Annotated in this window: 20 protein-coding genes and 5 tRNA genes; 9 read left to right on the top strand and 16 right to left on the bottom strand. The window is 49.5% G+C overall.

Annotated elements, in window-relative coordinates:
- Positions 1-8: 8 nt before the first annotated feature.
- The 7 genes from B7982_RS13430 to B7982_RS13400 all read right to left on the bottom strand — a co-directional run bounded on the left by B7982_RS13430 (position 9) and on the right by B7982_RS13400 (position 7,111).
- Complete coding sequence (locus B7982_RS13430; RefSeq protein WP_072830344.1) at positions 9-857, bottom strand: RNA polymerase sigma factor RpoD/SigA; 849 nt, start codon at positions 855-857, stop codon at positions 9-11.
- A 57-nt stretch (positions 858-914) separates the two neighbouring features.
- Positions 915-1,211, bottom strand: coding sequence for a DUF971 domain-containing protein (locus tag B7982_RS13425; RefSeq protein WP_073443388.1), 297 nt, complete (start codon positions 1,209-1,211; stop codon positions 915-917).
- Entirely contained in the window at positions 1,208-2,335 is a 1,128-nt protein-coding gene (locus B7982_RS13420) for an Mrp/NBP35 family ATP-binding protein (RefSeq protein WP_088661191.1), read from the bottom strand. Before B7982_RS13420 ends, B7982_RS13425 begins: the two co-directional genes overlap by 4 nt.
- A gap of 26 nt (positions 2,336-2,361) precedes the next feature.
- On the bottom strand, positions 2,362-2,718 hold the full coding sequence (gene crcB / locus B7982_RS13415; RefSeq protein ID WP_085492235.1) for a fluoride efflux transporter CrcB: 357 nt from the start codon (positions 2,716-2,718) through the stop codon (positions 2,362-2,364).
- A 22-nt stretch (positions 2,719-2,740) separates the two neighbouring features.
- Entirely contained in the window at positions 2,741-4,129 is a 1,389-nt protein-coding gene (locus tag B7982_RS13410; protein ID WP_088661190.1) for an ATP-binding cassette domain-containing protein, read from the bottom strand.
- A 29-nt stretch (positions 4,130-4,158) separates the two neighbouring features.
- Complete coding sequence (locus B7982_RS13405; protein ID WP_088661189.1) at positions 4,159-5,574, bottom strand: hypothetical protein; 1,416 nt, start codon at positions 5,572-5,574, stop codon at positions 4,159-4,161.
- A gap of 88 nt (positions 5,575-5,662) precedes the next feature.
- Positions 5,663-7,111, bottom strand: coding sequence for an esterase (locus B7982_RS13400; RefSeq protein WP_088661188.1), 1,449 nt, complete (start codon positions 7,109-7,111; stop codon positions 5,663-5,665).
- 293 nt (positions 7,112-7,404) lie between these two features.
- On the opposite strand from B7982_RS13400, the gene B7982_RS13395 reads away from it, so the two are divergent.
- Positions 7,405-8,439 (top strand): radical SAM protein, encoded by a 1,035-nt coding sequence (locus B7982_RS13395; protein WP_088661187.1) that lies wholly within the window; start codon positions 7,405-7,407, stop codon positions 8,437-8,439.
- 360 nt (positions 8,440-8,799) lie between these two features.
- Here the strand turns inward: B7982_RS13395 and B7982_RS13390 are convergent, their stop codons facing one another.
- Positions 8,800-9,462, bottom strand: a complete 663-nt coding sequence (locus B7982_RS13390; RefSeq protein WP_088640823.1) for a DNA alkylation repair protein — start codon at positions 9,460-9,462, stop codon at positions 8,800-8,802.
- A gap of 150 nt (positions 9,463-9,612) precedes the next feature.
- Between B7982_RS13390 and B7982_RS13385 the strand changes: the two genes are divergently transcribed.
- The gene (locus B7982_RS13385; protein ID WP_088661186.1) at positions 9,613-10,263 is read left to right on the top strand and encodes a hypothetical protein; all 651 of its coding nucleotides are present in this window, start codon (positions 9,613-9,615) and stop codon (positions 10,261-10,263) included.
- A gap of 129 nt (positions 10,264-10,392) precedes the next feature.
- Here B7982_RS13385 and B7982_RS13380 read toward each other — a convergent pair.
- Positions 10,393-10,465, bottom strand: a tRNA-Cys gene (locus tag B7982_RS13380).
- Between the two features lie 117 nt (positions 10,466-10,582).
- Here B7982_RS13380 and B7982_RS13375 point away from each other — a divergent pair.
- Positions 10,583-11,128 carry a lysophospholipid acyltransferase family protein gene (locus B7982_RS13375; RefSeq protein WP_233138567.1) on the top strand — a complete coding sequence of 182 codons (546 nt, stop codon included), beginning with the start codon at positions 10,583-10,585 and terminating at the stop codon, positions 11,126-11,128.
- Positions 11,125-11,772 carry a PolC-type DNA polymerase III gene (locus B7982_RS13370; RefSeq protein ID WP_014546603.1) on the top strand — a complete coding sequence of 216 codons (648 nt, stop codon included), beginning with the start codon at positions 11,125-11,127 and terminating at the stop codon, positions 11,770-11,772. The genes B7982_RS13375 and B7982_RS13370 overlap by 4 nt, the downstream gene beginning before the upstream one ends.
- A 179-nt stretch (positions 11,773-11,951) precedes the next feature.
- On the opposite strand, the gene rpmB is transcribed toward B7982_RS13370, so the two are convergent.
- From rpmB to B7982_RS13345, 5 genes are all read right to left on the bottom strand, one after another.
- The gene (gene rpmB / locus B7982_RS13365; protein WP_014546602.1) at positions 11,952-12,173 is read right to left on the bottom strand and encodes a 50S ribosomal protein L28; all 222 of its coding nucleotides are present in this window, start codon (positions 12,171-12,173) and stop codon (positions 11,952-11,954) included.
- Positions 12,174-12,240: 67 nt separating this feature from the next.
- Positions 12,241-13,173: a 4-hydroxy-3-methylbut-2-enyl diphosphate reductase gene (ispH, locus tag B7982_RS13360; protein ID WP_088661184.1), complete on the bottom strand. Its 933-nt coding sequence runs from the start codon at positions 13,171-13,173 to the stop codon at positions 12,241-12,243.
- Between the two features lie 12 nt (positions 13,174-13,185).
- On the bottom strand, positions 13,186-14,364 hold the full coding sequence (locus tag B7982_RS13355) for a 3-deoxy-D-manno-octulosonic acid transferase (RefSeq protein WP_088661183.1): 1,179 nt from the start codon (positions 14,362-14,364) through the stop codon (positions 13,186-13,188).
- Positions 14,357-14,971: an isoprenylcysteine carboxylmethyltransferase family protein gene (locus tag B7982_RS13350; protein WP_088661182.1), complete on the bottom strand. Its 615-nt coding sequence runs from the start codon at positions 14,969-14,971 to the stop codon at positions 14,357-14,359. Before B7982_RS13350 ends, B7982_RS13355 begins: the two co-directional genes overlap by 8 nt.
- Positions 14,964-16,529, bottom strand: coding sequence for an ABC transporter ATP-binding protein (locus B7982_RS13345; protein WP_233138566.1), 1,566 nt, complete (start codon positions 16,527-16,529; stop codon positions 14,964-14,966). Before B7982_RS13345 ends, B7982_RS13350 begins: the two co-directional genes overlap by 8 nt.
- 76 nt (positions 16,530-16,605) lie before the next feature.
- Here B7982_RS13345 and B7982_RS13340 point away from each other — a divergent pair.
- The 3 genes from B7982_RS13340 to B7982_RS13330 all read left to right on the top strand — a co-directional run bounded on the left by B7982_RS13340 (position 16,606) and on the right by B7982_RS13330 (position 17,130).
- A tRNA-Glu gene (locus B7982_RS13340) sits at positions 16,606-16,678 on the top strand.
- Positions 16,679-16,831: 153 nt separating this feature from the next.
- Positions 16,832-16,904, top strand: a tRNA-Glu gene (locus B7982_RS13335).
- 153 nt (positions 16,905-17,057) lie between these two features.
- Positions 17,058-17,130, top strand: a tRNA-Glu gene (locus B7982_RS13330).
- Between the two features lie 785 nt (positions 17,131-17,915).
- Here the strand turns inward: B7982_RS13330 and B7982_RS13325 are convergent.
- Positions 17,916-18,000: transfer RNA gene (locus tag B7982_RS13325), tRNA-Ser, on the bottom strand.
- A 274-nt stretch (positions 18,001-18,274) separates the two neighbouring features.
- Between B7982_RS13325 and B7982_RS13320 the strand changes: the two genes are divergently transcribed.
- Together B7982_RS13320 and B7982_RS13315 are read left to right on the top strand one after the other, a co-directional pair.
- Positions 18,275-20,674, top strand: coding sequence for a DEAD/DEAH box helicase (locus B7982_RS13320; RefSeq protein WP_233138564.1), 2,400 nt, complete (start codon positions 18,275-18,277; stop codon positions 20,672-20,674).
- A gap of 76 nt (positions 20,675-20,750) precedes the next feature.
- Positions 20,751-21,470: a hypothetical protein gene (locus B7982_RS13315; protein WP_088661180.1), complete on the top strand. Its 720-nt coding sequence runs from the start codon at positions 20,751-20,753 to the stop codon at positions 21,468-21,470.
- Positions 21,471-21,806: 336 nt separating this feature from the next.
- Here the strand turns inward: B7982_RS13315 and B7982_RS13310 are convergent, their stop codons facing one another.
- Positions 21,807-22,730 carry a hypothetical protein gene (locus B7982_RS13310; protein WP_144065972.1) on the bottom strand — a complete coding sequence of 308 codons (924 nt, stop codon included), beginning with the start codon at positions 22,728-22,730 and terminating at the stop codon, positions 21,807-21,809.
- Positions 22,731-22,987 lie beyond the last annotated feature (257 nt).

Raw genomic sequence — 22,987 nt, 5'->3', positions numbered from 1 at the left:
AGTTCCAATTAGATTTCCAGGAAGTCGGCCAGTTTTTCTTTGTGTTCCTTGCTCTTCTGCAAGCGACGCAAAGTCTTGTTCTTGATCTGGCGGACGCGTTCACGGCTGAGCTTCAAGTCTTCGCCGATGTCCTTGAGCGTCGTGTCTTCGACCGTATCGAGGCCGTAGAACATACGGAGGATTTCTTCTTCGCGCTGCGGGAGTGACGAAAGTGTTTCCTGGATGAGCTTCTTGCGCTCTTCGCGTTCCATGTCCTCGTCCTGGTTGCCATCGCTGCCGAGCACGTCCATAAGCGTACTCACGGAATCGGCACTGGAGACACCGGCATCATCGCCAATCGGAGCATCGAGCGAGATATCGACAATCTTTTCCATGACTTCAACGATATCGCGTTCGTAAGGAGCAAATTCTTCCATCGAGATGGTCTTGTCGTAGTCACCGCCGTTCTGCATCAAGGCGCGCTTGAAGCGGTTCACCAAGGCAAGCTTGTTAGGCGGAATGCGGACTGCGCCCACCTGTTCGAACAAAGCCTTCTGGATAGACTGACGGATCCACCACACGGCATAGCTGATGAACTTCACGTCCTTGTCCATGTCAAAGCGTTTAGCCGCCTTGAAAAGACCGAGATTACCTTCATTGATAAGGTCCAAAAGGGAAAGACCTCGACCCTGGTACTTGCGAGCAACGCTCACCACAAATCGGAGGTTACCGCGAATAAGGCGCTGCAAGGCAGACTTTCGAATTTCTTCGGTTTCACCGTTCTTGATAATTTTCAACAGCGCCGATTCCTCCTGTGGAGTCAGCGTAGGATACCTATTCAAGTCACGAAAATAAAGAGCTTCGTTAAAATCACTCATAAAACAACACCTTCTTGTCTTGGACAAACCGTCTTAGACTCATTCAAATATGGTTTATTATGCGGATTTCGTCAATTCCTTAAGTTTATCGTATGGGTAAATTCCCGAACGATGACCATCACTAAAAGAAAGACCCACGGCATAACGGCCAATAGACTGGATATGTTCAAGCTTTACATCCAAGGGAACTGTCGAATCATCGAGGAGTTTTTCACCGGTATGTTCATCCACACAAAGTGCGCACGGACAAGCTAAGCGGAGTGTACGGGCATCACAGGCGCCTCGGCTACCGTCGTTCCATTCAAAGCCGAGCTTACCCTCTTTTGTCCTGAATACTTTCTTTGGCTGGATCATACTTCCTCCACCGGCAGTTGTTCAAAATCGTAATTGAAGTTTTTAAGGACTCCATCGCCTTCGGATTCAAACACAGAAAGCGTGCGGACCATTTTTTCGGCAGCATCCATAAAGACCTTCGCCGATTCGGAGTTCGGGTAGCGGAGCACGGCCGGAGTACCACTGTCACCGCAATCGGCAACGGCAGGTTCCATCGGAACTTTACCGATAAGCGGCACACCCCACTTTTCGGCAATTTTCTGACCGCCACCGGCAGGGAAAATGTTGTGGTGCTTGCCGCATTCATCACAAATGAAGTAGCTCATGTTCTCGACAATGCCAATCACCGGGACGCCCACGTTATCAAACATGGCAATTCCCTTCTGGCAGTCAGCGAGAGCCACCTGCTGCGGAGTCGTCACGACGACCGCACCTGCCATCGGGCAGTTCTGCGTGAGCGTAAGCTGGATGTCGCCCGTTCCAGGAGGAAAGTCCACAAGGAGGTAGTCAAGCTTGCCCCAGCGCACATGGTGGATGAAGTGCTGGATCATCTGCGAAACCATCGGTCCGCGCCAGATGGTCGCCTTGTCGGAATCCGCGAACATGCACATCGAGACAATGCTGATGCCACCCTTAGCTTCGACAGGCGCAATCGTATTGTCTTCAAAAACTTCAGGAGCCTTGTCTATCCCAAACATGAGACCCATAGAGGGGCCGTAAATGTCAGCATCGAGAATACCTACGCGAGCGCCAGAAAGGCTGAGCGCCATGGCGAGGTTCGCCGTCACGGTCGATTTACCGACACCGCCCTTGCCACTAGCCACAGCAACCACATGCGCCACTTCGCCAATATGCGAATTCTGCGGAGCCTTAGCAGCAGAATTGTCATCGCCTACGCGACCCTGCGAAGAAGTGAGCGTCACTTCGACTTCGGTGGCGCCAAGGCTTTTCACGATGGTGATACACTGGTCCTTGAAGCGGTCACGAATCGGGCATGCCGGAGTCGTGAGGCGCAAATCAAAGGAAACCTTCGTGCCTTCAATTTTCAGGTTTTGAACAAAGTTTAGTTCTACAATATTCTTGTGCAAGTCCGGATCCTGGACCGCGCGCAAGGCACTTAAAATATTTTGCTCATTCAATTGCATAGGCTAGGTATTAGGTTTATTAGTTCTTATAATTTATAAATTCCGAAAGCGCAGGCGGCAACGCCAAGCACAAAGCTTGCTAGCGCGTAAGCTATGAACATCCCGATTTTTCCACTTTGCAAAAGCGCCAAGTTTTCATTGGCAAAAGTGCTAAACGTCGTAAAACCACCGCAAAAGCCCGTTACCAAAAAAAGCTTGAGGTTTGGCGAGAGGCTATCGCACTTGAGGAACAGTCCCGAAAAAATCCCGATGCAAAGGCAGCCCAAGATGTTTGCGACAAAGGTCGGCCACGGAAACCCAGCGACCTTCGGAATCACAAGCGACATGAAGTAGCGCAACACGCTACCGAGAGCACCGCCAAGAGCAACGAATAAGAAATTCATTTCGGGACCTTCTTGTGTACGTCTAATTCAAAGAGAATTTCGGCATTCTAAGGAGGTGCGTCATGCAAGGAGGCCATTCCTCTTCGTAATGGCTGACCATGATGATTGTCGTTTCCGTCGAAAGCAATTGCAACAGGTGGAACAGCTTTTCGCGATACTCACCCTTGAGACCTTGCGTCGGTTCGTCGAGCAAAAGAACTTTCGGCGGGCGGATTGCGGCACGGGCCATCAGCACCAGGCGCTTGTCAATCGGCGAAATCTTACGGATAGAAATCGACGTATCTTCAAAGCCCAAGTAGGTGAGCCATTCGCGAGCCTTTGCCTTTTCTTCCCACGTGATGTTTTCAGCGCGGCAGAGGTTCGGTGTAAATCCTGTGCAAAGCACATCCAGAAGGCTCAAATCTTCGCGGTACTGGAGAGCCATTTCTGGCGAGAAGAATCCGAGTTTTGCCTTGTGGTCCCAAATGTTGAGGCCATGTCCCGGACGTTCACCGAGGAGCGTAATGTCGTTGTTGTAAATCTGCGGATGGTCAGCGGTAAGCATGCCGAGGAGCGTACTCTTGCCAGCTCCGTTCTCGCCCATCACTGCCCAATGTTCACCCTTGCGAACCGTCCAGTTCAAATTCTTGAGCACATCCGTATCGCCAAAGCGGACATTCACGTGCTTAAGGTCGAAGAGAATCTCCGCGCCAGAATCGACAGGATCCTTCGCACCACGAAGATCGACAATCTCGTAATCCTTGAGTTCCGCTTTTTTGAACTTCGGGGTAGCAGCAGCTTTCGGGAGTTCACCCGCATACTGCGTGAACGTCTTGTCTGCATAAACAAACGCCGGAATTTCCGGGAGCAGTTCATCTTCGCGAGCAAGGCGCACCACGACTTTCAATCCCGGACGTTTTGCGAGGTCAGCCACACAGCCCGCCAAATGCGCACGGTACTCCGGATCAAGTCCGCCAAACAAGTCATTAAAATAAACCCATTCCGGCTTTTCCATCCACATGCGGGCCAAGAGCACTCGGCGCAATTCGCCGTTCGAAAGGCTCAACAACTTGCGGTCAAGAATTCCTTCAGCAAGGTCAGCGATGTTCAAAGCCTCGCCAAGCTTTTCCGGATCGGTCAGCGGCCACGCCATATCGTCAATGTAGCGGTCCGTCTGCAAAAAGAACTTCTTGTCCAAAAGCAGGTTGCGCACCAGCGGAGCTTCCGCATCGTGCAAGCTGATAAAACGCTGCTGGAAGAACGGGGCCAACGCCTGCTGGATTTTACGTTGCATAGCCTCCGACATCGTGGAGACATTTTCACGTTGATTCAAAAAATGAGTAATGACTCGGTCAAGATCTTCGCCCTCGGTGCTAAAAATCTGCACCTGCGGAAACATCTCGATCAGAGCTTCAAAGCGCTTGAATTCCATGCGCCCAAAGATAGAAAAAGCGAGGATAATTATTCTTGCTTCGAGGCGCGGCGTTTCGGTTTCAATCGCTTAAGGGGATCGTACGGTTCCTTGCATTCTTCAAAATTTTCAAACTTGCCTTTAGAGAAAACGACTCGCCGCATGGCAGGCAACCCAGCCCTCAATGCCCAATTTTCATCTTCGCTTGCATCTGTTATCGAAAGTAACTGACCAGCATCATCGTAAGCAAACACAAACCTTACGACCTCTTTTCTCGATTCTGACAGCGGCGGGAAAAATATGAACGAAAACGGCCTGACAAAGCGTTCCTCGAATTGCACATAATTCTTGAGTTTCCCATTTTCACCATATTCCCGTTTAATGATTCCTGCGTAAGAATCCATACGCAGCCCCGGTAAAAAAGTTTCTTCATAAAAAGTGGAATCTAGCACCTCGTCGCCCGCTGGATTAAACAGCTTTACACGGGACATCACGGACTTGTAAAAATCAAATTTTTTCGAGGTTTCCTTGGTCAGTTTTCCATTCTCGAAATAACGATTAATCTCCTCTTCATAGCGGTCCGTTCCATATCGAACCGTTTCACGATTTTCCTTGAGCTTTCTCTTGTAAAAACCGACCTTGCGCCCCGACTTGTCTAGAATATTCACGCTGTAATTTGTCGTATCGTTCGAGGAATATTCATAATGAAAAACCCGATCACCATATTCATACTCAACGAGGCGCTGCAAGCTATCAAACAACATTTTATCCGCATAAAATTCATTGCCTACATACAAGGATCCTTCGACATAAGTTTCGCGTGTCTTGGATGCATAACCAAGCAATTTTCCAGAAACTGGATCCAGCTCCATTTTATCTTCACTAATCACCTCGTCACAACGTCCGTCATGCCACTTGCAAGCAACACATTCCGTCACGATTCCATTCTTGCGCTTACCCACATACAAACTTGAGTCCCCGGAAAGGTCAGTTTTCAACGAAACAACAGAATCCGCAGCTTCCGCCTTAATCTCTTTTGAAAGTCGGAAGCAACTATCTTCTTTTACATATCGGGTAATTACAGTTCCCTCGCCCCACTTTGAACGAAGTTCCCCTTCTAGCGAATCTTTTTCGTATCGTTGGGAGAATTTAGACTCTATGCATTTTTCATTGATACCATACGTCTTGAAAAAATATTCCGCAGCAGCCCCAGTTTCCAAATAATCCAGCGGTTCCAAATATTCAGCCCTCAAATGACTTGGCAACGTCCCGCAAACAATCCCCTTCGGTAAATTCTGTGAAAAAGACAACATACTCAGTGCACTTTCCGGGCCACCAGATCCATCCCCCGACAAGTAAACGCCCGGATCCAAGGAAATCGCTCGGAACAAGTGATAGCCGTAAAATGCTACGACAAGTAAAAACGAGGCAGCAACAATTAGCAGAATTTTCAGCGATTTTTTCATTTTTATCCAATTCAATTTTTAACAAAATACAAAAAAACTCCCGGCCGAAACCGGGAGCTTCTAAGTGAGGAGGAAAGAATCTTAGATATTAGAACTTATTGAAGAAATCCCAAGTGGTCTTCGGTACCCAAGACTGGTTCGAACCCGGATCCTTGTGGTCCCAAATGTGGCCGCCGTTCTGCGTGCACCAGCGAACTGGGAAGCGTTCTTCGACAGTCGTGTAGTCATAGCAAACGTGCGGACCGTTGCCACCGTATTCCTGAGCACGCTCGTTCTTGGCCTTGCCACCTTCGGAGTTGAGTTCCAAGATGATATCGCGAGCAGAGCGACCCATTGCCGGAGTGCAGAGATTGTCCTGCAAGCCGAGCACGCCCATCCAGCCAATGCCCATCTTCTTGCGCTGCGGGAGCCAAATATTGCGTTCAGCGGTTTCGTACACGGCAACAGCGCGGAGCACGTCCTGATGGTTCCAAGAAAGTCCGTTAGAGAACATGGAGCCGTAGCTAAAGCCGGTCGAGAACACGCGAGAAGAGTCAATGCAGAAGTTGCCTTCGAGGTATGCAAGGAGTTCATCGAAGAGCGTGTAGTCATCCTGACCCCACGGGGCCTGGTTTCCATTGCCTTCCGGAGCGACGAAGATAGCGGTATTTTCCGTATCGAGCGGTTTCAGGCCATAGTAGCCTTCATCCTGCACGCCACCGGCCCAGCCGCCCATGCACTGCATACCGAAAATGAGTTTGTACGGTTTATTCTTGTCGTAGTTCTTCGGGATGTCAAGACGCACTGTACGAGAGCCCTTGCTCCACTTGAATTCGATATACGGCTTATCACCACGATACTTGTAGTCAAGCTTCGTATCCTTGCCGCAACCACGTGTCGGCACAGGATCATTCTTGAGGCCCCAACCGTAAGCGTATTCCGGCTGCTTGACCGTCTTTTTGAGCTTGAGAGTAACGTTTGTGTCCAAGTTACTGAGCGCAACCGTAAGCGTATCATAATCCGTTGCAATTACGCGCAGTTCATCGCCAGCATCTTCTTTCTTGAGGCCGCGAGCCACAGCTTCGCCAAACGAAATCCCGTAATTGCCATTGGATGTAAAGCGGAAATTGCTTTTAGCGCTACCGACGCTCACGCGTGCAAAATAAGAGCCCTGGGCTTTCACGATAGACTGCATGTCAAGCGTGCCCGTGCCATAAACGGTTTCGTTCAAGACGCGGGAACCTACAGCATCAAAAACCTGAATGCGCACCGGTTCATTTGTGCTCTGGGAATAAGACAAAACGCCGTTCATCACGCTCACGTAGCCGAGCATCGGGCGTGCAACCGCATGGATGCCAATCGTCGAATCTTCCTTGAAGAGCTTGAATTCGCCCTTGGAATCGGTCGTTGTCTTGAGTGCGTTTTTAAGAAGTTCTACGGAGGCTTTTTCGATAGCCTTGCCGCTTTCGTCGCTAACCTTACCCGTAACGGTAAAGGCCTGTGCAGATGCCGCAAAAGCAAGCGCCATTGCAGCACACTTCAAACTGAGATGATTCATACCTGTTCTCCTTTAGTATCATTCCTAACTCTTTATCCCGAAGGGACAAGTCCTCCAAACTGATTTGATACACGCAAGGAGATACGCCACACAACAGCGTGGTTTCACAAAACCAAGCATGAACACACCAGTGTTCTTCCTAACTTAACCCAACTATAATATATCCCCAAATGTGAACGTTATCACATAGCAAAGAAGCGGTTTCGTGGACAATTAGTCAACAGGGCATGGGGTGTGAGGTCGGCTCTTCGAGCCTTTGAGGTATGAGGTTTATTTTTTCTATTATTTAACCAATGAATTCCTTGTTAAACAAAGCTATCGCACAAGAGCGACTCACGCCAGCCGAAGGGCTCGAAATCCTGAAAAACGTGCCGTGGACAGAAGTCGTCGAAGCGGCCGATACCGTGCGCCAAGCAAAACTCCCCGGGAACCGCGTCGGTTACACGGCGTTCCGCATTGTGAACTACACGAACGTCTGCGAAGTGACTTGCAGTTTTTGCAGTTTTTGTCGCCCCGCAAAGCACCCCGAAGCGTACATTTTGAGTTTAGACGAAATCCGTCAAAAGACGCTCGAGGCCAAAGCCAAAGGCGCCGACCAGATTTTTCTGCAAGGTGGCGTCAACAAGGAAATTCCTCTCAGCTATTACACCGATGTCCTCAAGATGCTCACGCAAGAATTGGGCGTCAAGGTGCGCGGATTCTCGCCGGTTGAACTTGTCCGCATTGCGGAATTCAACAACATAACGCTTGACGAACTGCTTGACATTTTCAAGGATGCAGGTCTCAGCTCCGTTCCGGGCGCAGGCGCCGAGATTCTCTCTGACCGCATGCGTCAAATCTTGAGCCCCAAGAAGCTCCCCGCGCAAAAGTGGTGCGACACGCTTGCCGCCTGCCACAAAAAAGGCCTCCCCGGTAGCGCGAACATCGTCATTGGCAGTGCCGAAACCGCCGAAGAAGTCATAGAACATTTGGAATACGTGCGCAAAACGCAGGACATCGCGGGCGGATTCAAGAGCTTTGTCGTGTGGACGTTCCAGCCGCAGACCGACAAGTTCCCTATTCGCCATGTACGCGGCGATGAATACATCAAGTTGCTCGCGCTCAGCCGCCTGTACCTCGACAACGTCCCGCACATCGAAGTTTCGCTCCTTGGCATGGGACTTTCTCTCGGGGAACTTGGGCTGCACGCCGGCGCCGACGACATCAACAGCATCGTCATCGAAGAGAACGTGCTCCAAAACCACGGGCTCACGACCATCGAGCAAGCCGAAAATTTCATCAAAAACGCAGGATTCACCCCCTACCGCCGATCCCTCAACTTTGACTAACGCAAGAATCGCGACTTTCCAAACGAGAGCCGCGATTTCGTTTTAAATAGACTATTTTCAGCTCAAAATTATAGGCTTATCCGCCCCCTTTTTGATTAGATTAATAAAAGTGCCACAAGCACAACCACCTCTTTCAAGAAGGAGATTCTTATGAGCTGGGAATGTAAATACCTCAACGAAACGTTTTGCGAAAAACGCAAACAGGAATGTGACCCGGGGGCAAAAGGTTGCGTTCTTCAAGGCAAATTCAGCTTTCCGCTAAAAGAAAAGGGAAAAGCCGAAAAGAAAAGCAAATAAAAAAAGACCCTCTTTCGAGAGTCTTTAAAAGCGGGGGCTTCGCACAGCCCGCCAACGTCCCACTTAAATGAGGCGGAGGATTTCCTGAGCGGTCTGTTCGGCGAATGCGTTATCCTGCACAAAACGGCGGACTTCCGTCGGGTTGATGCGTGCGTATTCAGAAAGCGCACGACCAATGCCATTGCGGATGTAATAGTCATCGTCCTTAGCGCAAGTGAGGCAGAACTGACGCAAGAGCGGCCAGTCCGTGCGGTCCTTGTACTGCACCTGGAAGATGATCGCACTGCGGCGGACCCAGATGTTCGGGTCGCGGATCCAAGAGGCAATCTTTGTACGCAGCGCCGGTAAGCGGAGCGCCAAGTCACCCAAGACGCAAGAAGCAAGGGTGTCGACCGTGTCGCGCCAAGCTCTGGTCTTGATGAGCTTTTTCAAAAAGTTCAAATGCTGGCCACCGAGAAGCACGCGATGGCGGAACAGGTAGTCACAAGCTGCGTACTGGAATTCCCTATACGGCTGTGCCCACATGTCCTCGACCCTCGATACGAGCTCGTCCCCGTCCTTTGGCGGGTACTTGTCGAAAATCGGGTACGTGACTTCACGACGGGGAACCAATCTGATTCCGAGAAATTCAAATTGCTCCCTAGCCTTCTTAGACATTTCATGCGCTTCTTCTTCATTAGCGATAGAGCGCAAAGCGAGAGATATTTCTTGTGTAAACCGAAGCATTGTACTCCAAAAATAGTCCATAAAGAATTTTTTTTCTAGACCTTGACAAGCATTTTTTTCAAATTTTTTTAAATTTTTCTCAGATTTTTTGCAAAAAAAGTGCAAAAAAAACCTTGACAAAGCTAAAAACCGCTTAAAGACCCAGAAATCATGACAGATTCCACTAGAAAAGAGGCTCTTCAAATCACTGAAGTTCCGCCCGAACTGCGTGGTCTTTCCGACGAAGAAATCATTCGCAACTCGGAAAGCAAAGAGAAAAAATTTATCGGTAAAAAGCACAACGGGGCCAAGCGCCCGTCCAAGCGCGAGCGTCAAAGACTCAAGGAACAGAGCGAAAACGCCAAGTTCAATTCGCTCGTGGCAAAGTACAACAAGCCGGAAAACCCGAAGCAGCGCGAAGCCGAAAGCGATGCCGAAATCAACAGCATCTTAAAGAAAATCGCGAAGAACGCCGCACCAAAGGTCGAAGACGCCGAAGTCAAGAAGATTATCGAAAAGGCCGCCCCCGCAGCAGCGCCCAAGCGCGTGCTCACGAGCGTCATCTCGGAACCGCCCAAGCCGCCTTCAGGCCGCGTCCTCAAGGGCTCGTTCGGCGCAAAGCCTGGCGACAAGCCAAAGACAGTCATCGTGTCTGCCGCAGACCTCGCCCGCCAGCGCATCGAAGAACGTGCAAAGAAGATCCGCGAAGCGCTTATGGCAAAAAACAAGGCGCTCCATCCGGAAGCCGCTGCAGAAATGCCGGTCAAGCGCCCACGTGGACGCCCCCGCAAGAACCCACTTCCGCCGCCTCCGGCAGAATAAGTTTTCAGCCCGCCACAACAAGTGCGCGGGCATTTTTTTTACAAGTGCGCGCGCACCACCTCCGCAATCCTCGCGAAAACCAAAAAACTAAACAAAAAGACCTTTCGCTTTCACGAAAGGTCTTTTGAGAGGCAACGGGCGGACTCGAACCGCCGAATAAGAGTTTTGCAGACTCGCCCCTTACCAACTTGGGTACGTCGCCATAATTGCAGACGCAATATAAGTATTTATTTGAACTTATACAAGGGGGCAAAGTAAAAAAAGTCAAAAAAATTTCATTTTCATTGTTTAGACCCCCTCCATTACCTATTTTTTACGCGTGAAACAGCCCTCGATTAAGACCAAACTACTTGCGACGCTTGGCGCCCTCTGGATGAGGAGCCTCCGCATTCGCCTGCGCGTGCCCGACGACTTTCGACCGGGCATCTTGGGTCTATGGCACAAGGACCTGCTCGCAAGTACCGCCGCCTTCAAGGACAAGAACGTCCACATCCTCGTCTCGGAATCGAGCGACGGCGAGTTTTTCGCCCAGGCAGCGAAACAGCTCCATTACGAAGTCACCCGCGGTTCTGACACGCACGGCGCCACAAACGTCCGCCACCTGCTCAAGTCGCTCAAGAACAACCGTTTTGTCGGCATGGCGCTCGACGGCCCGCACGGCCCCGCCCTCCAAGTAAAACCGGGTTCACTTTGGCTATCCAAGGCTAGCGGCCAGCCCCTTTGGCTTTTTTGCATCAAGTATGGCAAGCATTTTCGCTTAAACGGATGGGATAATTTCATTATTCCGCTCCCTTTGACAGCAATTGACATCGAAATTAAGTATCTTTTGCCCGAAAATATTCAAAATAAGGAAACACAGCCGTGATCGCATTACCTCCAAAATTTGTCGCATTCGACTTAGAAACGACTGGTCTTGTCAACCGTAAAGACGAAATCATTGAAATTGGCGCCGTAAAGTTCACTGTAGAAGTGAAAAACGGACGCGTCGTGCCGAAACTCATCTCGGAATTTGACACGCTCGTAAAGCCCAACATGCTCATCCCCGCCGAAGCAACGAACGTGAACCACATTACCGATAAGATGGTCGAAAACGCACCGCCGGTCGGCGAAGCCCTCAAGCAGTTCACCGCATTCTGCGGCCCGGGCTCCATCTTGCTCGCTCACAACGCAAACTTCGACGCCAGCTTCTTGCGCACCGCCTACGAACAGAACCCGCAGTTTACGCCAGGGAATCCCGTTGTCGATAGCCTTGCCATTTCCAAGACCATCATGCCGGAACTTGCGAACCACAAGCTCGGTTTTATGGCAAATATGTTCATGAAGCGCGGTGAAATTTCGATGACCATCGATGAAGAAAAGATGCACCGCTCCGTGTACGACTGCGAAATGCTCATGGAAGTGTTCGTCGCCCTCCTCCGTCGCCGCCTCAAGGAAAAGGAATGGGAAATGGGTAGCATCATGCAGGCCATGGCGAAGTACAAAGGCGTCCCGCAGTTCATCCGCAAGTAGTCGAAAACCCCTCTTGTCATTCCCGCCTCCGAGCGGGAATCTCCATTTACAAAATCAGCCCCGGTCACAGCACCGGGGCATTTTTGTAGCATTTATCGCGCAAGCCGCAATTGTCAAAATACACAAAAGACCGCCATGTATCACATAGCGGTTTTTGCTAAACTTTTTAATCTAAGAAATTAGATTCCGAGTTCCTGAGCAACAGCCTGGATGCCAAGCTTGTTGATCGTGCGGAGACCAGCGGCGCTAACGCGGAGCGTCACCCAGCGGTCTTCTTCAGGAATGTAGAAGCGCTTCTTCTGGAGGTTCGGAAGCTGCTTCATCAACTTCTTACGGTTAGAGTGGGAAACCATGTTGCCCACGAGACCGGCCTTGCCGGTGACTTCACAAATGCGGCTCATATTAAAACTCCGTTGTTTTTACAGGCACCAATTTTAGCTAAAAATTTTGGAACTGTCAAGGCTAAAGTTAATCTTGCAATGCTTTTGGCAAGTTAAACTTCGTATTTTCGACTAATTTTACAAGATTTTTCACTTCAATCGGGCCAAATTTTTCTTTTAACCAGTCCACGACACCCTGAACCAGCACTTCAGGTGCGCTCGCCCCACTCGAGAGGCCGACCGTATTAATCCCGTCAAACCAGGCTGGATCGAGGTCATTCACGTCTGCAATCAGGTGGCTCGGGAGTCCCTGTTCAAGTCCAAGTTCCATCAAACGCGAGGAATTCGAAGAATTCTTGGCACCGACCACCAAAAGCATGTCGACCTCGGAGCAAAGTTCGAGAACCGCCGCCTGGCGGTTACCCGTCGCATAGCAAAGGTCACCCGCATCCGGGCCAATGATATTCGGGAAGCGGCGCTTGAGGGCCTCGATAATCTTGCGCGTTTCGGCCACAGAGAGCGTTGTCTGCGTGATGTAGGCAAGTTCCTTGCCTGCAGGGACCTCGACAGTCTCTGCGTCTTTCTCGTTCCTGATAAGCGTGATTGCGCCTTCCGGGAGCTGTCCAAGCGTGCCTTCCACTTCGGCATGGCCCGCATGGCCAATCAAGATGATATGGCGACCCGCATTGTAATGGCGCTTGGCACTGAAATGCACCTTGAGCACCAGCGGGCAGCTTGCATCAAGTACCTGCAAGTTACGGGCCTTGGCATCTTCATAAATGCGTTCAGCAACCCCATGAGCCGAAAAAATCACCACGGAGCCTTCCGGGACCTGGTCGAGCTCGTCGACAAAGACCACACCCTTGCTCTTGAGGGTTTCCACAACAAACTTGTTGTGCACAATTTCATGGCGTACATATATGGGCGTACCGAACTTTTCGACAGCCTTTTCAACCACATGGATGGCACGGTCAACGCCAGCACAGAATCCACGGGGCGTAGCCAAAACGAGTTTTTTCATAATCCACCTAATTTACTTTAACAAATTCTTCAAAAATTCAAGCAGTTGCTGATAAGAATCACTAATCTTCGCACTTTCGTGAGCAAGGAACGTCTGTACCAAACGAACATCGGGCTTGTTGCGCCTTGAATATTCCGACACCGATTGCAACTGAGCAATGACGCCTTCACGGACAAGCGTTGTCACCGTTTCCTTCTGCCCGGCCGCATAAGGTCCCACGCACGTTGCCACGCCACGCTGGAGCGGTTCCCAGAAATCATGGACGCCAAGGCCACGCGCAAACGAACCACCAATTACAGCCGACTTGGAAACTGCAAAAATTTCCTTTGTCTTGCCAAATTCACTTACAAGCGAAACAGCGCCCTTTTGCACAAGCGGCCAATCCACCACGATAAGCTCCTGGTCATGCAACGCCTTGCGGAACCCCGCCACTTCAGACAAGCGACGCGGCACAAGCACCACCGATTCCTGACACTTAATCGACGAAAGGATCATCTGGTTGAGCCCCGCCCATTCCTGGATGTGCATCGAGACAAACACCGTATCGACCGTCGGATTTTCAGGGGCGGTCACAGACTTGCCAGAGCGCACCCATGGCAAAAGTTTCCAATCGCCACCGATCATCACCCGCGAAATATTTGCACGGGCAGCGACACTCATAAAACGAGAAAGATCCGAGCCCGTCTGCATGCTCGCATAGCCCACCGCCGAAAAATCAATTCCGGGGATGGCACGGTAAAAGCGTCCCGAAACAACAGCCACAGAAGGCCTTGTCGAAATCCGCTGGATCGAAGAAAGATAGCCCGGCCAAAATTCATTTTCCGCAAGGATGAGTCCAAGAGGCTTAACCGCAGAAATAAAGGACTTCATCGTCACAGGCGTATCCGCAGGGGCAATGCACGTCGTCACATTTACGCCCGATTCTTTGATAAACGAAACGACCTCAACCTTCTGAGCCGTAATCAAAATCCGCGGACAGTCCGGCAAATCTTCCTGAATAAACTTTGCCAAATTCAGGAGCATCTTGCATTCGCCAAGACTCGCGCCATGCATCCAAAGGAACGGTCCCTTAGGCCACGGACCGCGCAAGCGCTCATTCACGTGGTACTTATTTTCTATCACAGGCACTTTAGCAGCAACTTCGGCCACAGAGCCGAGAGCCTTGCGCGCAACGTCTAACACCTTAAACATAGAAAACCGCCACTTTTCTTAATACCAGTAATAAATTACAAAACAAGAGCCATAGCCACGAAGACGAATCGGCAAAAAACGCCTGCCAAAAGGTCCTTTGCGCAGGAACGCGGCTTGAACCACAAGCAGTACCGCCCAAACGTGGGAAAAATGCTGGAGTCTTTGCCGCCCATGCACGCCAGACATCGCCAAAAGTCTTTTCCAGAAAGCGGTCCTCGATTCGCGAAAGCGCAATTTCAAACGCAACAACAACGAGCATAAACGGGACCACCCAAAGCGAAACGCCCAGATGGAAAAACGCAAGCCCCAGCGCAAAGCCGGTATTGGAAACGTAAAGCGGATGGCGAACGGAAGCGTAAGGGCCGCAAGTCACAAGCGCATCTGCCGCATGGACGTGACCACGAGTATGCTCACCAATAAAGCGGCGCGACTGTACCCGTAAAAAAGCACTTACAACGTAAAGCGTGATGGCTATTAAAACGCCCGACCTTATTTCAGTAGAAAAAACGCAAGGCGGGGTTATAACTAGGGCAATGGCGATTAAACCCAAGATGTACCCGCGAAAGCGATACAGGCGTGCAGCGAGCCCGTTTTTTGCACTAGGCATGGTCCATCTCCAAAACGTTAAAACGTTGTTCAAGTTCACGGGAAAGCACATCATGGCTCACGAGCACCACCCACTTGTGCAAAAGTTCCGCCGTATCAAGGAACGCCGTCAAAAGCGGTTCGCGGTCAGCAAGCGCCACCGATGCAAAAGGTTCGTCAAGCAAAACCATCGAGCTATCCGAAGCCAAAGCCCAAGCCAAAGCGACACGAGCGCGTTCGCCACCCGACATTCCTTCCTTGGCAATAATTTTATCAACACGGGCCGCACGAGCAAATTCCGCGACAGCCGCAAATTTCGTTTGCGCAAGGAGTTTTTCTAACAAGTGAAGGGGAGGCAATTCCAAATCTTGCGCCACAAAAAACACATTGTTTTTCAGAGGAATGTTACTTGTAATTTCACCATAGTCCCATTCCTCAAGCCCAGCAATCAAGCGCAACAGTGTCGATTTGCCCACGCCATTTCGACCACGAACAAGTACAGGTTTTTTTGTATTCCAGCAAAGCGAAAAATTGCTAAAGAGCGTTTCGAACGCCCCTTCGTACGCAAAATCTCCGTGCGCAATTTGCATGTAATCTGAATCCGGAACAAACGTTTTTTTGACAGAACTGGAATCCGACTTTTTCGAAGGCAAAGCTTCGAACTTTTCCAAAACACGGAGAGCGCTCATCGCAGAGCGGGCCTGCGGCATTACACGAGCACATTCTTTCACGGGTTTGTAACAAAGGAGAACTGCCGAACAGTAAAGCACAAGCCCCGTTCCGTCCATCCAGCCCTTCGAAATCAAAAGCGCACAGAACGCAAGCACAAAGACCATCGCCAAGACCGAAACGCTCTCCGTAACAAGAGAAAGCACGCCTTTGCGGAGCGAGACAGAAAGGCCATCTTCCCTGAGACTGCGAACCTGAGACATTAAGTCGTTCGAAATATCCTTGCGTTCAAAACGAGAACTCCAACGGCGGAAAAGTTTCCGGGCAAGATAAAGCGAACTGCGAAAATTCGAACGTTCCGTAAGAATATGTTCTTCGGCAGGGCCCATCTTATGCAGACGGCGCTGCATCCAGCCCACAAGCGGAACAACAACCACAAACAAGAACAAAGTCAACGGCCATGAAATGTAGAACAGCACCGGCAAAAAGACTAGGAGCTGGAGAATCGCCTGCACCGCCTGGAAAAACACGCCGCCATTTGATTGCAAGACTATCGTCGATTCATACGCCGTCTCGACTTTCAAATCACCCTCAGGTGTATGGAACACACGCGGCGAAAGCGAACGGAGCGTATGCAGGAACCACCCCATCACCAAGGATCCTGCGCCAAAAAGCCATTTTTCGGAAATGTTCAACTTCCAGGCAAAAAAAGCAAAACGGAGCGCCGTGAGGACAACCATCAGCACAAGCCATAGCGTAAGCGAGAAAACAGCCTCGCCCTGGAGGATCCCCATGAACGAACGAATGCCCCAAAGCAACGCCGCATCGGCGGCACTCGCAAGCAAAGCCACCGGCAAAAAGCGTAAAACGCCTCGCCAAAGTATCCTTTTTAGCTTTTTTTTCAGATTCACGAGAGAAAAAATAAAAAATTCAAACAAAAACCCTTGACAATTTTCTATAAACATCTATATTTGGCGCACACAAAACGCCCCTATCGTCTAGTGGCCCAGGACTCGGGATTTTCATTCCCGCAACAGCGGTTCGAAACCGCTTGGGGGTATAAAAAAGATCGACTGAAAAGTCGGTCTTTTTTTGTAACCGCGACAAAGGGTATAAAAAGTCGACTATGAAAAGCCGCGCCCCCTCAAAAAAAATTTATTCATCCACCCTTGACATTATTCTATAAAATCCTATATTTGTCCTCACACAAAACGCCCCTATCGTCTAGTGGCCCAGGACTCGGGATTTTCATTCCCGCAACAGCGGTTCGAAACCGCTTGGGGGTATAAAAAAGATCGACTGAAAAGTCGGTCTTTTTTTGTAACCGCGACAAAGGGTATAAAAAGTCGACTATGAAAAGCCGCGCCCCCTCAAAAAAAATTTATTCATCCACCCTTGACATTATTCTATAAAATCCTATATTTGTCCTCACACAAAACGCCCCTATCGTCTAGTGGCCCAGGACTCGGGATTTTCATTCCCGCAACAGCGGTTCGAAACCGCTTGGGGGTATAAAAAAGTTCAGCGAAAGCTGGACTTTTTTTGTAACCGCGCCAAGCGGTATAAAAAGAACTCAACGCAAGTTGGGTTCTTTTTTTGTAACCGCGTCAAAGGGTATAAAAATCCCGTGAGCCCTATAAACGGGAAGTCGCCCTCGATGGGAGGGCGACAGTATTTTACGAGTTGGAATGAGAGACTTTTGAATAAACTCCTAATACACCAAAACCGTTTTTACGGTTCCTATTGTCTCAGTTTATTTCGTTAAATCTTAAGAAGGGCGCTTGGAATTGCGCAAACAAATCAAAGCTCCCCTCTGATACGTTCACGTAAATAAATATAGCATATTTTTTAGAAAAGAATACATTTTTATTACAAAAATTCATTTTTCGACCATAAAAGTGCCAAAAATTACCAATTTATGGGTGTTTTGACTTTTTTTTAAGGGCTTGGAGAGCTCATTTTTTCTCAATACGAGAGCATTTACCTCTCTCTCAAGGAGAGAGAGGGATGGGATCGTTCGGTCACATTCTGTTCCTTCTCGTCCTCTCTCTGGACAAGGTCAATCTGACACTCTAGAAAAGTGCATTATCTCTCTCAAAGAGAGTGAAGGATTGGACAACTAGCTCATTTCATTTCGCTAGTTGCCCTCCGGGTTACGGCCGGAGGCCGTAATCCTTGACCGCGCTGTGTTCGCTTCGCTCTCGCGCGGTCAATCGAACCCTCTGCGAGGGTTCTCATCCACTATTATTTCACTTGAAACAAAAAGCGAAGCCTTACGGCTTCGCTTTTCGTTTCAAAGGAGAGAGAGGGATTCGAACCCTCGGTCCTGTGACAGACTCCGGATTTCGAGACCGGCCCATTCGACCACTCTGGCATCTCTCCGAGGTTTGCATAATATAGTATAATTCATTTAAACTGTCTATGAAAATTTCCGGCGCGGCCGCAACATTCTTTTTTATTACTTCGTCACCAGCGCTTTTAAAAACCTTTGATTTCAAACCTTTATTTTCTACATTTGGCGCAAAATTAAGGGGACCCAACAGACTTCAGGTTTATAAGTGCGAGTGCACTTCGGGGCTTATTGAATGCTCGATTCGAGCAAAGTGATGACGCGGCATGTGCTGCAGATGAAGTTTACGGATCCCGAAGGTGACTTATGGCAGAAGATATTTCTTGCGGCCCGGAAATTGACGTTCCGGAAAATAACGACAACTCCAAATTACAGCTCGAAGCAGATGCTTTCTTGAACGCCATCGCAGGCGGTGCAGACGAAGATCAGGCTGACGAAGCCGCATTCTTTGCAGCAAATCCGGACGGCATTGTCGTTGACGACAATGGCGAAGTTTTGAAATCCGGAGCAAACTCCAAAATTAAGAAAGGCGAAAAAGTCGAATTTATCGACGATGACGATATGACAAGCGAGCAGGAAAAGCCCGCTGAAGCAGAAGACGCAACAGCAGCGACTGATTCGGCCGCCTTAAATGAAGACTCCGCAGACGAAGAAGATGTCGGCGATGAATCTTTGGTGACGTTCGACGATCTCGGTCTCTCTCCGGAAGTTCTTGAAGCGGTCAAGCTCGCCGGCTACGAAACGCCCTCGCCCATTCAGGCTAAGGCCATTCCGGCACTTTTGCAGGGCGCAAACCTTCTCGGAACAGCACAGACAGGTACCGGCAAGACGGCAGCATTCTCACTTCCGCTCCTTTCGCGTATCAACTTCAACGGACGCGAAACGTCCATGCTCGTGCTTACGCCGACACGCGAACTTGCGATCCAGGTTTCGGATGCCATCCAGCAATACGCTGTCAAGATGCAAAACGTGACGGTTGTTCCGGTCTATGGCGGTCAGGATATCGCTATCCAGTTGCGCGCCCTCAAGCGCAAGGCAAGCATCGTCGTTGCCACACCGGGTCGTTTGATTGACCATATCAAGCGTGGTTCTATTTCTCTCGGAGCGGTCAAGGCTATTGTCCTCGACGAAGCTGACGAAATGCTCGACATGGGCTTTATGGAAGACGTGGAAACCATCCTCAAGGAAATCCCCGCCGACGCCCAGCGCGCCCTCTTTAGCGCCACCATGCCGGACAGCGTCAAGAAAATTATCGACCAGCACTTGGGCGAATACGAAGAAGCCCGCATCGAAGGCAAGACGACCACGGTCGAAAACATTTGCCAGCGCTACTTGCTCGTGAAAAACGAAAATAAGATCGAAGCGCTCGCACGCGTGCTCGAAGGCGAAGAATTTGACGGAGTGCTCATTTTCGTGCGCACCAAGCAGAACACCACAGAAGTGGCTGAAAAGCTCGAAAGCCGAGGCTTCAACGTGGCTCCGCTCAACGGTGACCTCGCCCAGTCCATGCGCGAACGCACCATCAACCGTCTCAAGATGGGCAAGCTCGATATCGTCGTCGCAACAGACGTCGCCGCCCGCGGTATTGACGTGGACCGTATTTCACTCGTTGTGAACTACGACATTCCGTACGACACCGAATCCTACGTGCACCGCATTGGCCGTACAGGCCGTGCAGGCCGCAGCGGTAACGCCATCTTGTTCATCACGCCGCGCGAAAAGCGCATGCTCAAGACTATCGAAAAGGCAACGCGCCAGCCGATTGACGTGATGGAAATGCCGACCTCCGAACAGATTAGCAAAAAGCGCGTCGAAGCATTCAAGGCTAAAGTCAAGAGTGTCGTAAGCTACGGTGAACTCGACCAGTTCAAGGAACTCGTCCGCGCACTCGCCGCAGAAGGTTGCAACATGAAGGATGGCGTAGCCCTCGAAGATGGCTCCGTCAACGAAATGACTGCCGAAGACATCGCAGCAGCAGTCATCAAGATGTACCAGAAAAAGCAGCCGCTCTTCCCGAACCTCCCGCCGCTCGAAGCTCCGAAGGAACGCCGCGAAAAGGTCCGCTCAGGCAGAGACTTCCTCGGCAATAGCGAAGATTTCGGCCTCAATAGCGAAGAACAGAAACGCTTAAGGAAAGAACGCAAAGAAGGCATGAACGGCGTCGAAGAAGGCTATTTGCGTTACTACCTTGGCGTGGGTCGCATCGACCACGTAAGCCCGCGAGACATCGTGGGTGCAATCGCTGGCGAAGCAAACATCAACAGCAGCAATATCGGTCGCATCAAGCTGTTCGATAAGTTCAGTACCGTTGAACTCCCGAACACGCTTCCGCAAGACGTTCTCGACATTTTGTCCGAAATGACAATCCGCGGTAACGACGCCCGCTTCCGCGTGATGACCGACGAACCGCCCGAGGGCCCCGCACCGGGAACAAGACCGCACGCTAGCCGCGAAGAACGCCGCAGTTTCCATCGCGACCGCAAGGGAGGATTCCACGACGATGAACGCCGTGGCGGATTCCGCAAAGACCTTGGTGAACGCAGCTTTGGCGACAAGCCGTTCGAAAACCGCAAGGCCCGCCGCGAACGCCAATTCGCCGACCGCAAACCCGGCAAGTTCGAAGACAAGCCCTTCCGCAAAGACCGCGATGAACGCAGCTTTGGCGACAAGCCGTTCCGCAAGACACGCCGCTTCGGAAGAGTCTAATAGCTCTAAAAACAAATACACGGAGTCCTTCGGGGCTCCGTTTTTGTTTATATTGTAACCAAACTAAGGTTTATTTATGACAAAGCAACTATACCTATCATTTGTTCTAGCCATTCTAGTCCTATCAAGCTGTGCTCTTTTCAACCCCCAAATAAATGAAAATTTTAAGCGGGATGATTTAACTCCCGCCTTAGCCGATTCTGTAGACCTGTTCATCGGTGAAGCTTACAAGATGAACCCCGAATACACGAACGAACTTATCGTGGCTATAATTAGAGCAAATACGCTCAATGTGGAAAACGCAAGAGTTTACTACCCTACTCTAATCAACCTCATAAGTTTAAAGAACCGCAATTACCTTGATGAGAACTGGATCATGTCTCACCTCGATGAAAAAGAACAGAAAGATTTTCAGCGAGTCTTCCCAACAGGATTCCCGGCACAACAAAGCATAAGCAAGTATATTCAAGGTCACGAATTTTTCATGGACTCGGTCACATGCGAAGGCGAAGATATCGATGCCCACTGGGCCTATTTCTCTGCCACTGGCGATACAAAGGTGATTGAAAAAATCGAAAAGACAATGCATGTCTATGACAGACTATGCTGTTTTGAATGCCTCCAGAACTCATTGCTATTCAGATCCGTAAAGAATAAGGATGTCTACGACAAGCTCGTCGAGATTCGCGATACGACTTGCGAAAAGGCTCCAAACCCCACAGGTTGCGCGGAGTACTACAACAACCGATATATTCCGCCTGCAAGCGAATGCGCTTGGCGAAATCTGGAATTTTAAATAAAAAGAAGTCAGTCTCCAACACAGACTGACTTTCTTTTTTTGCAATCAAGGATTAAGCGGCAAAGACGATTAGCGCGCAGCTAGCCACAAGCAGGAACACACCCCATACGGTTTCGACAATTGGCCCGACTTTCTTGATTTCAACTTCATTGTTTTCCATGTTCTTATCCTCACACCCTAGGCAATGCAACATCGCTCGCCTACGTTCAATAATGTATAATCATAAGCGACAAGGAAAAACTACAAAACAGAAAGTTCCTTGGACAGTTTATCAATGTGGTAAATTGGAATATTCAAAGTCCAAATATTGCAGGTCCACATAACGGCGCAGTTTTAATCCAAATCAAATGCAAATCTATACCCGTAAGTATTTAGTTTTTTGATGATGGGGGCAATATCTTTCATCAGCACGTCTTTTTCAAAAACAAGCGTTATTTTATTTGGACCATCCAGGGCATCAATAAGTAATCTTAAGACTCTATCCTGTTTTGTTTCAGGCTTCTTTTCTGTTTGGCGTTCCACTCTAGAACGGACATCTTCAATAAACTTCCACAAATCATTTTCGTCATTAAATGTATAGAAGTTATAGCCATCAAACCGGCTGCCCTTATTGAAAAACGTTTCATTCAAACTGACGACATAGGCGATGCCATCATCTTTACGATAAAACGACAATAACAAGTCCAATGTTTCATGATTTTCAACGCACTCTCTATCCTTAACATCTATCTCTGACATTTCAGCAAGCGATAACTTCTGACGGTTACGCAAATACTTATATCTTAGACCTTTCATTCGCAGAATAACAAGGCCACACCACATATAATTAGTTGATGGGATACTTAACCTAAAAACACCCTTATAATTTGAGCCAATTGCAATATCAAAGACCGAATACCCACAGAAGAACATTGAAGAGAACGCTTTATAGAAATCCCCGTAAGATAGATTTCCATCTACATGCAATTTGGCAAAATCAAACCCGTCACCAGACTCACCGCGCCTTAAAGCATCTTCTTGAAACTTCGTCCTTACCCTGCATACTTCTTTATGAAGAGGCTTGTCAATAAAATCATCAATAGCGGAAATATCGGTAGCAGTCTTGCCGATAACCGTTCCATTCAACGAATACTCTTCCGTGTTGATATCGAGGATTATTTCATCCTCTTTCAATGTCTCGAAGTCCTTCTTGTCGCTGTCGCAGGCCGCAAGGAGGAAAAGGGTGAGGAACAGGATGTATACGGAAATTCTAGTCATTTGTACGGAATATACAAAATTAGACATTAGCCATTAATCAACCGCTACTAACGATTCACATCGGGATGTGTATGCTGTATCGAGACTTGTAAGCCGATTCCCTCCCGGAACGGAGTCCGGCATGACAGTGCCGCCTGCGGGACTGCGCTAGGGCGAGATAAAACAAGAAAGGGCCCCTCGAGGATTTCCTCAAGGGGCCCGTGAATCCAGCGGCGACCTACTCTCCCGGGCCCGGGGGCCAGGTACCATCGGCGATC

It is taken from the genome of Fibrobacter sp. UWB2, assembly GCF_002210425.1.
Lineage (GTDB): Bacteria > Fibrobacterota > Fibrobacteria > Fibrobacterales > Fibrobacteraceae > Fibrobacter > Fibrobacter elongatus.
The sequence above is the reverse complement of the archived record's forward strand: the minus strand, read 5'-3'. Positions and strand labels throughout refer to the sequence as shown.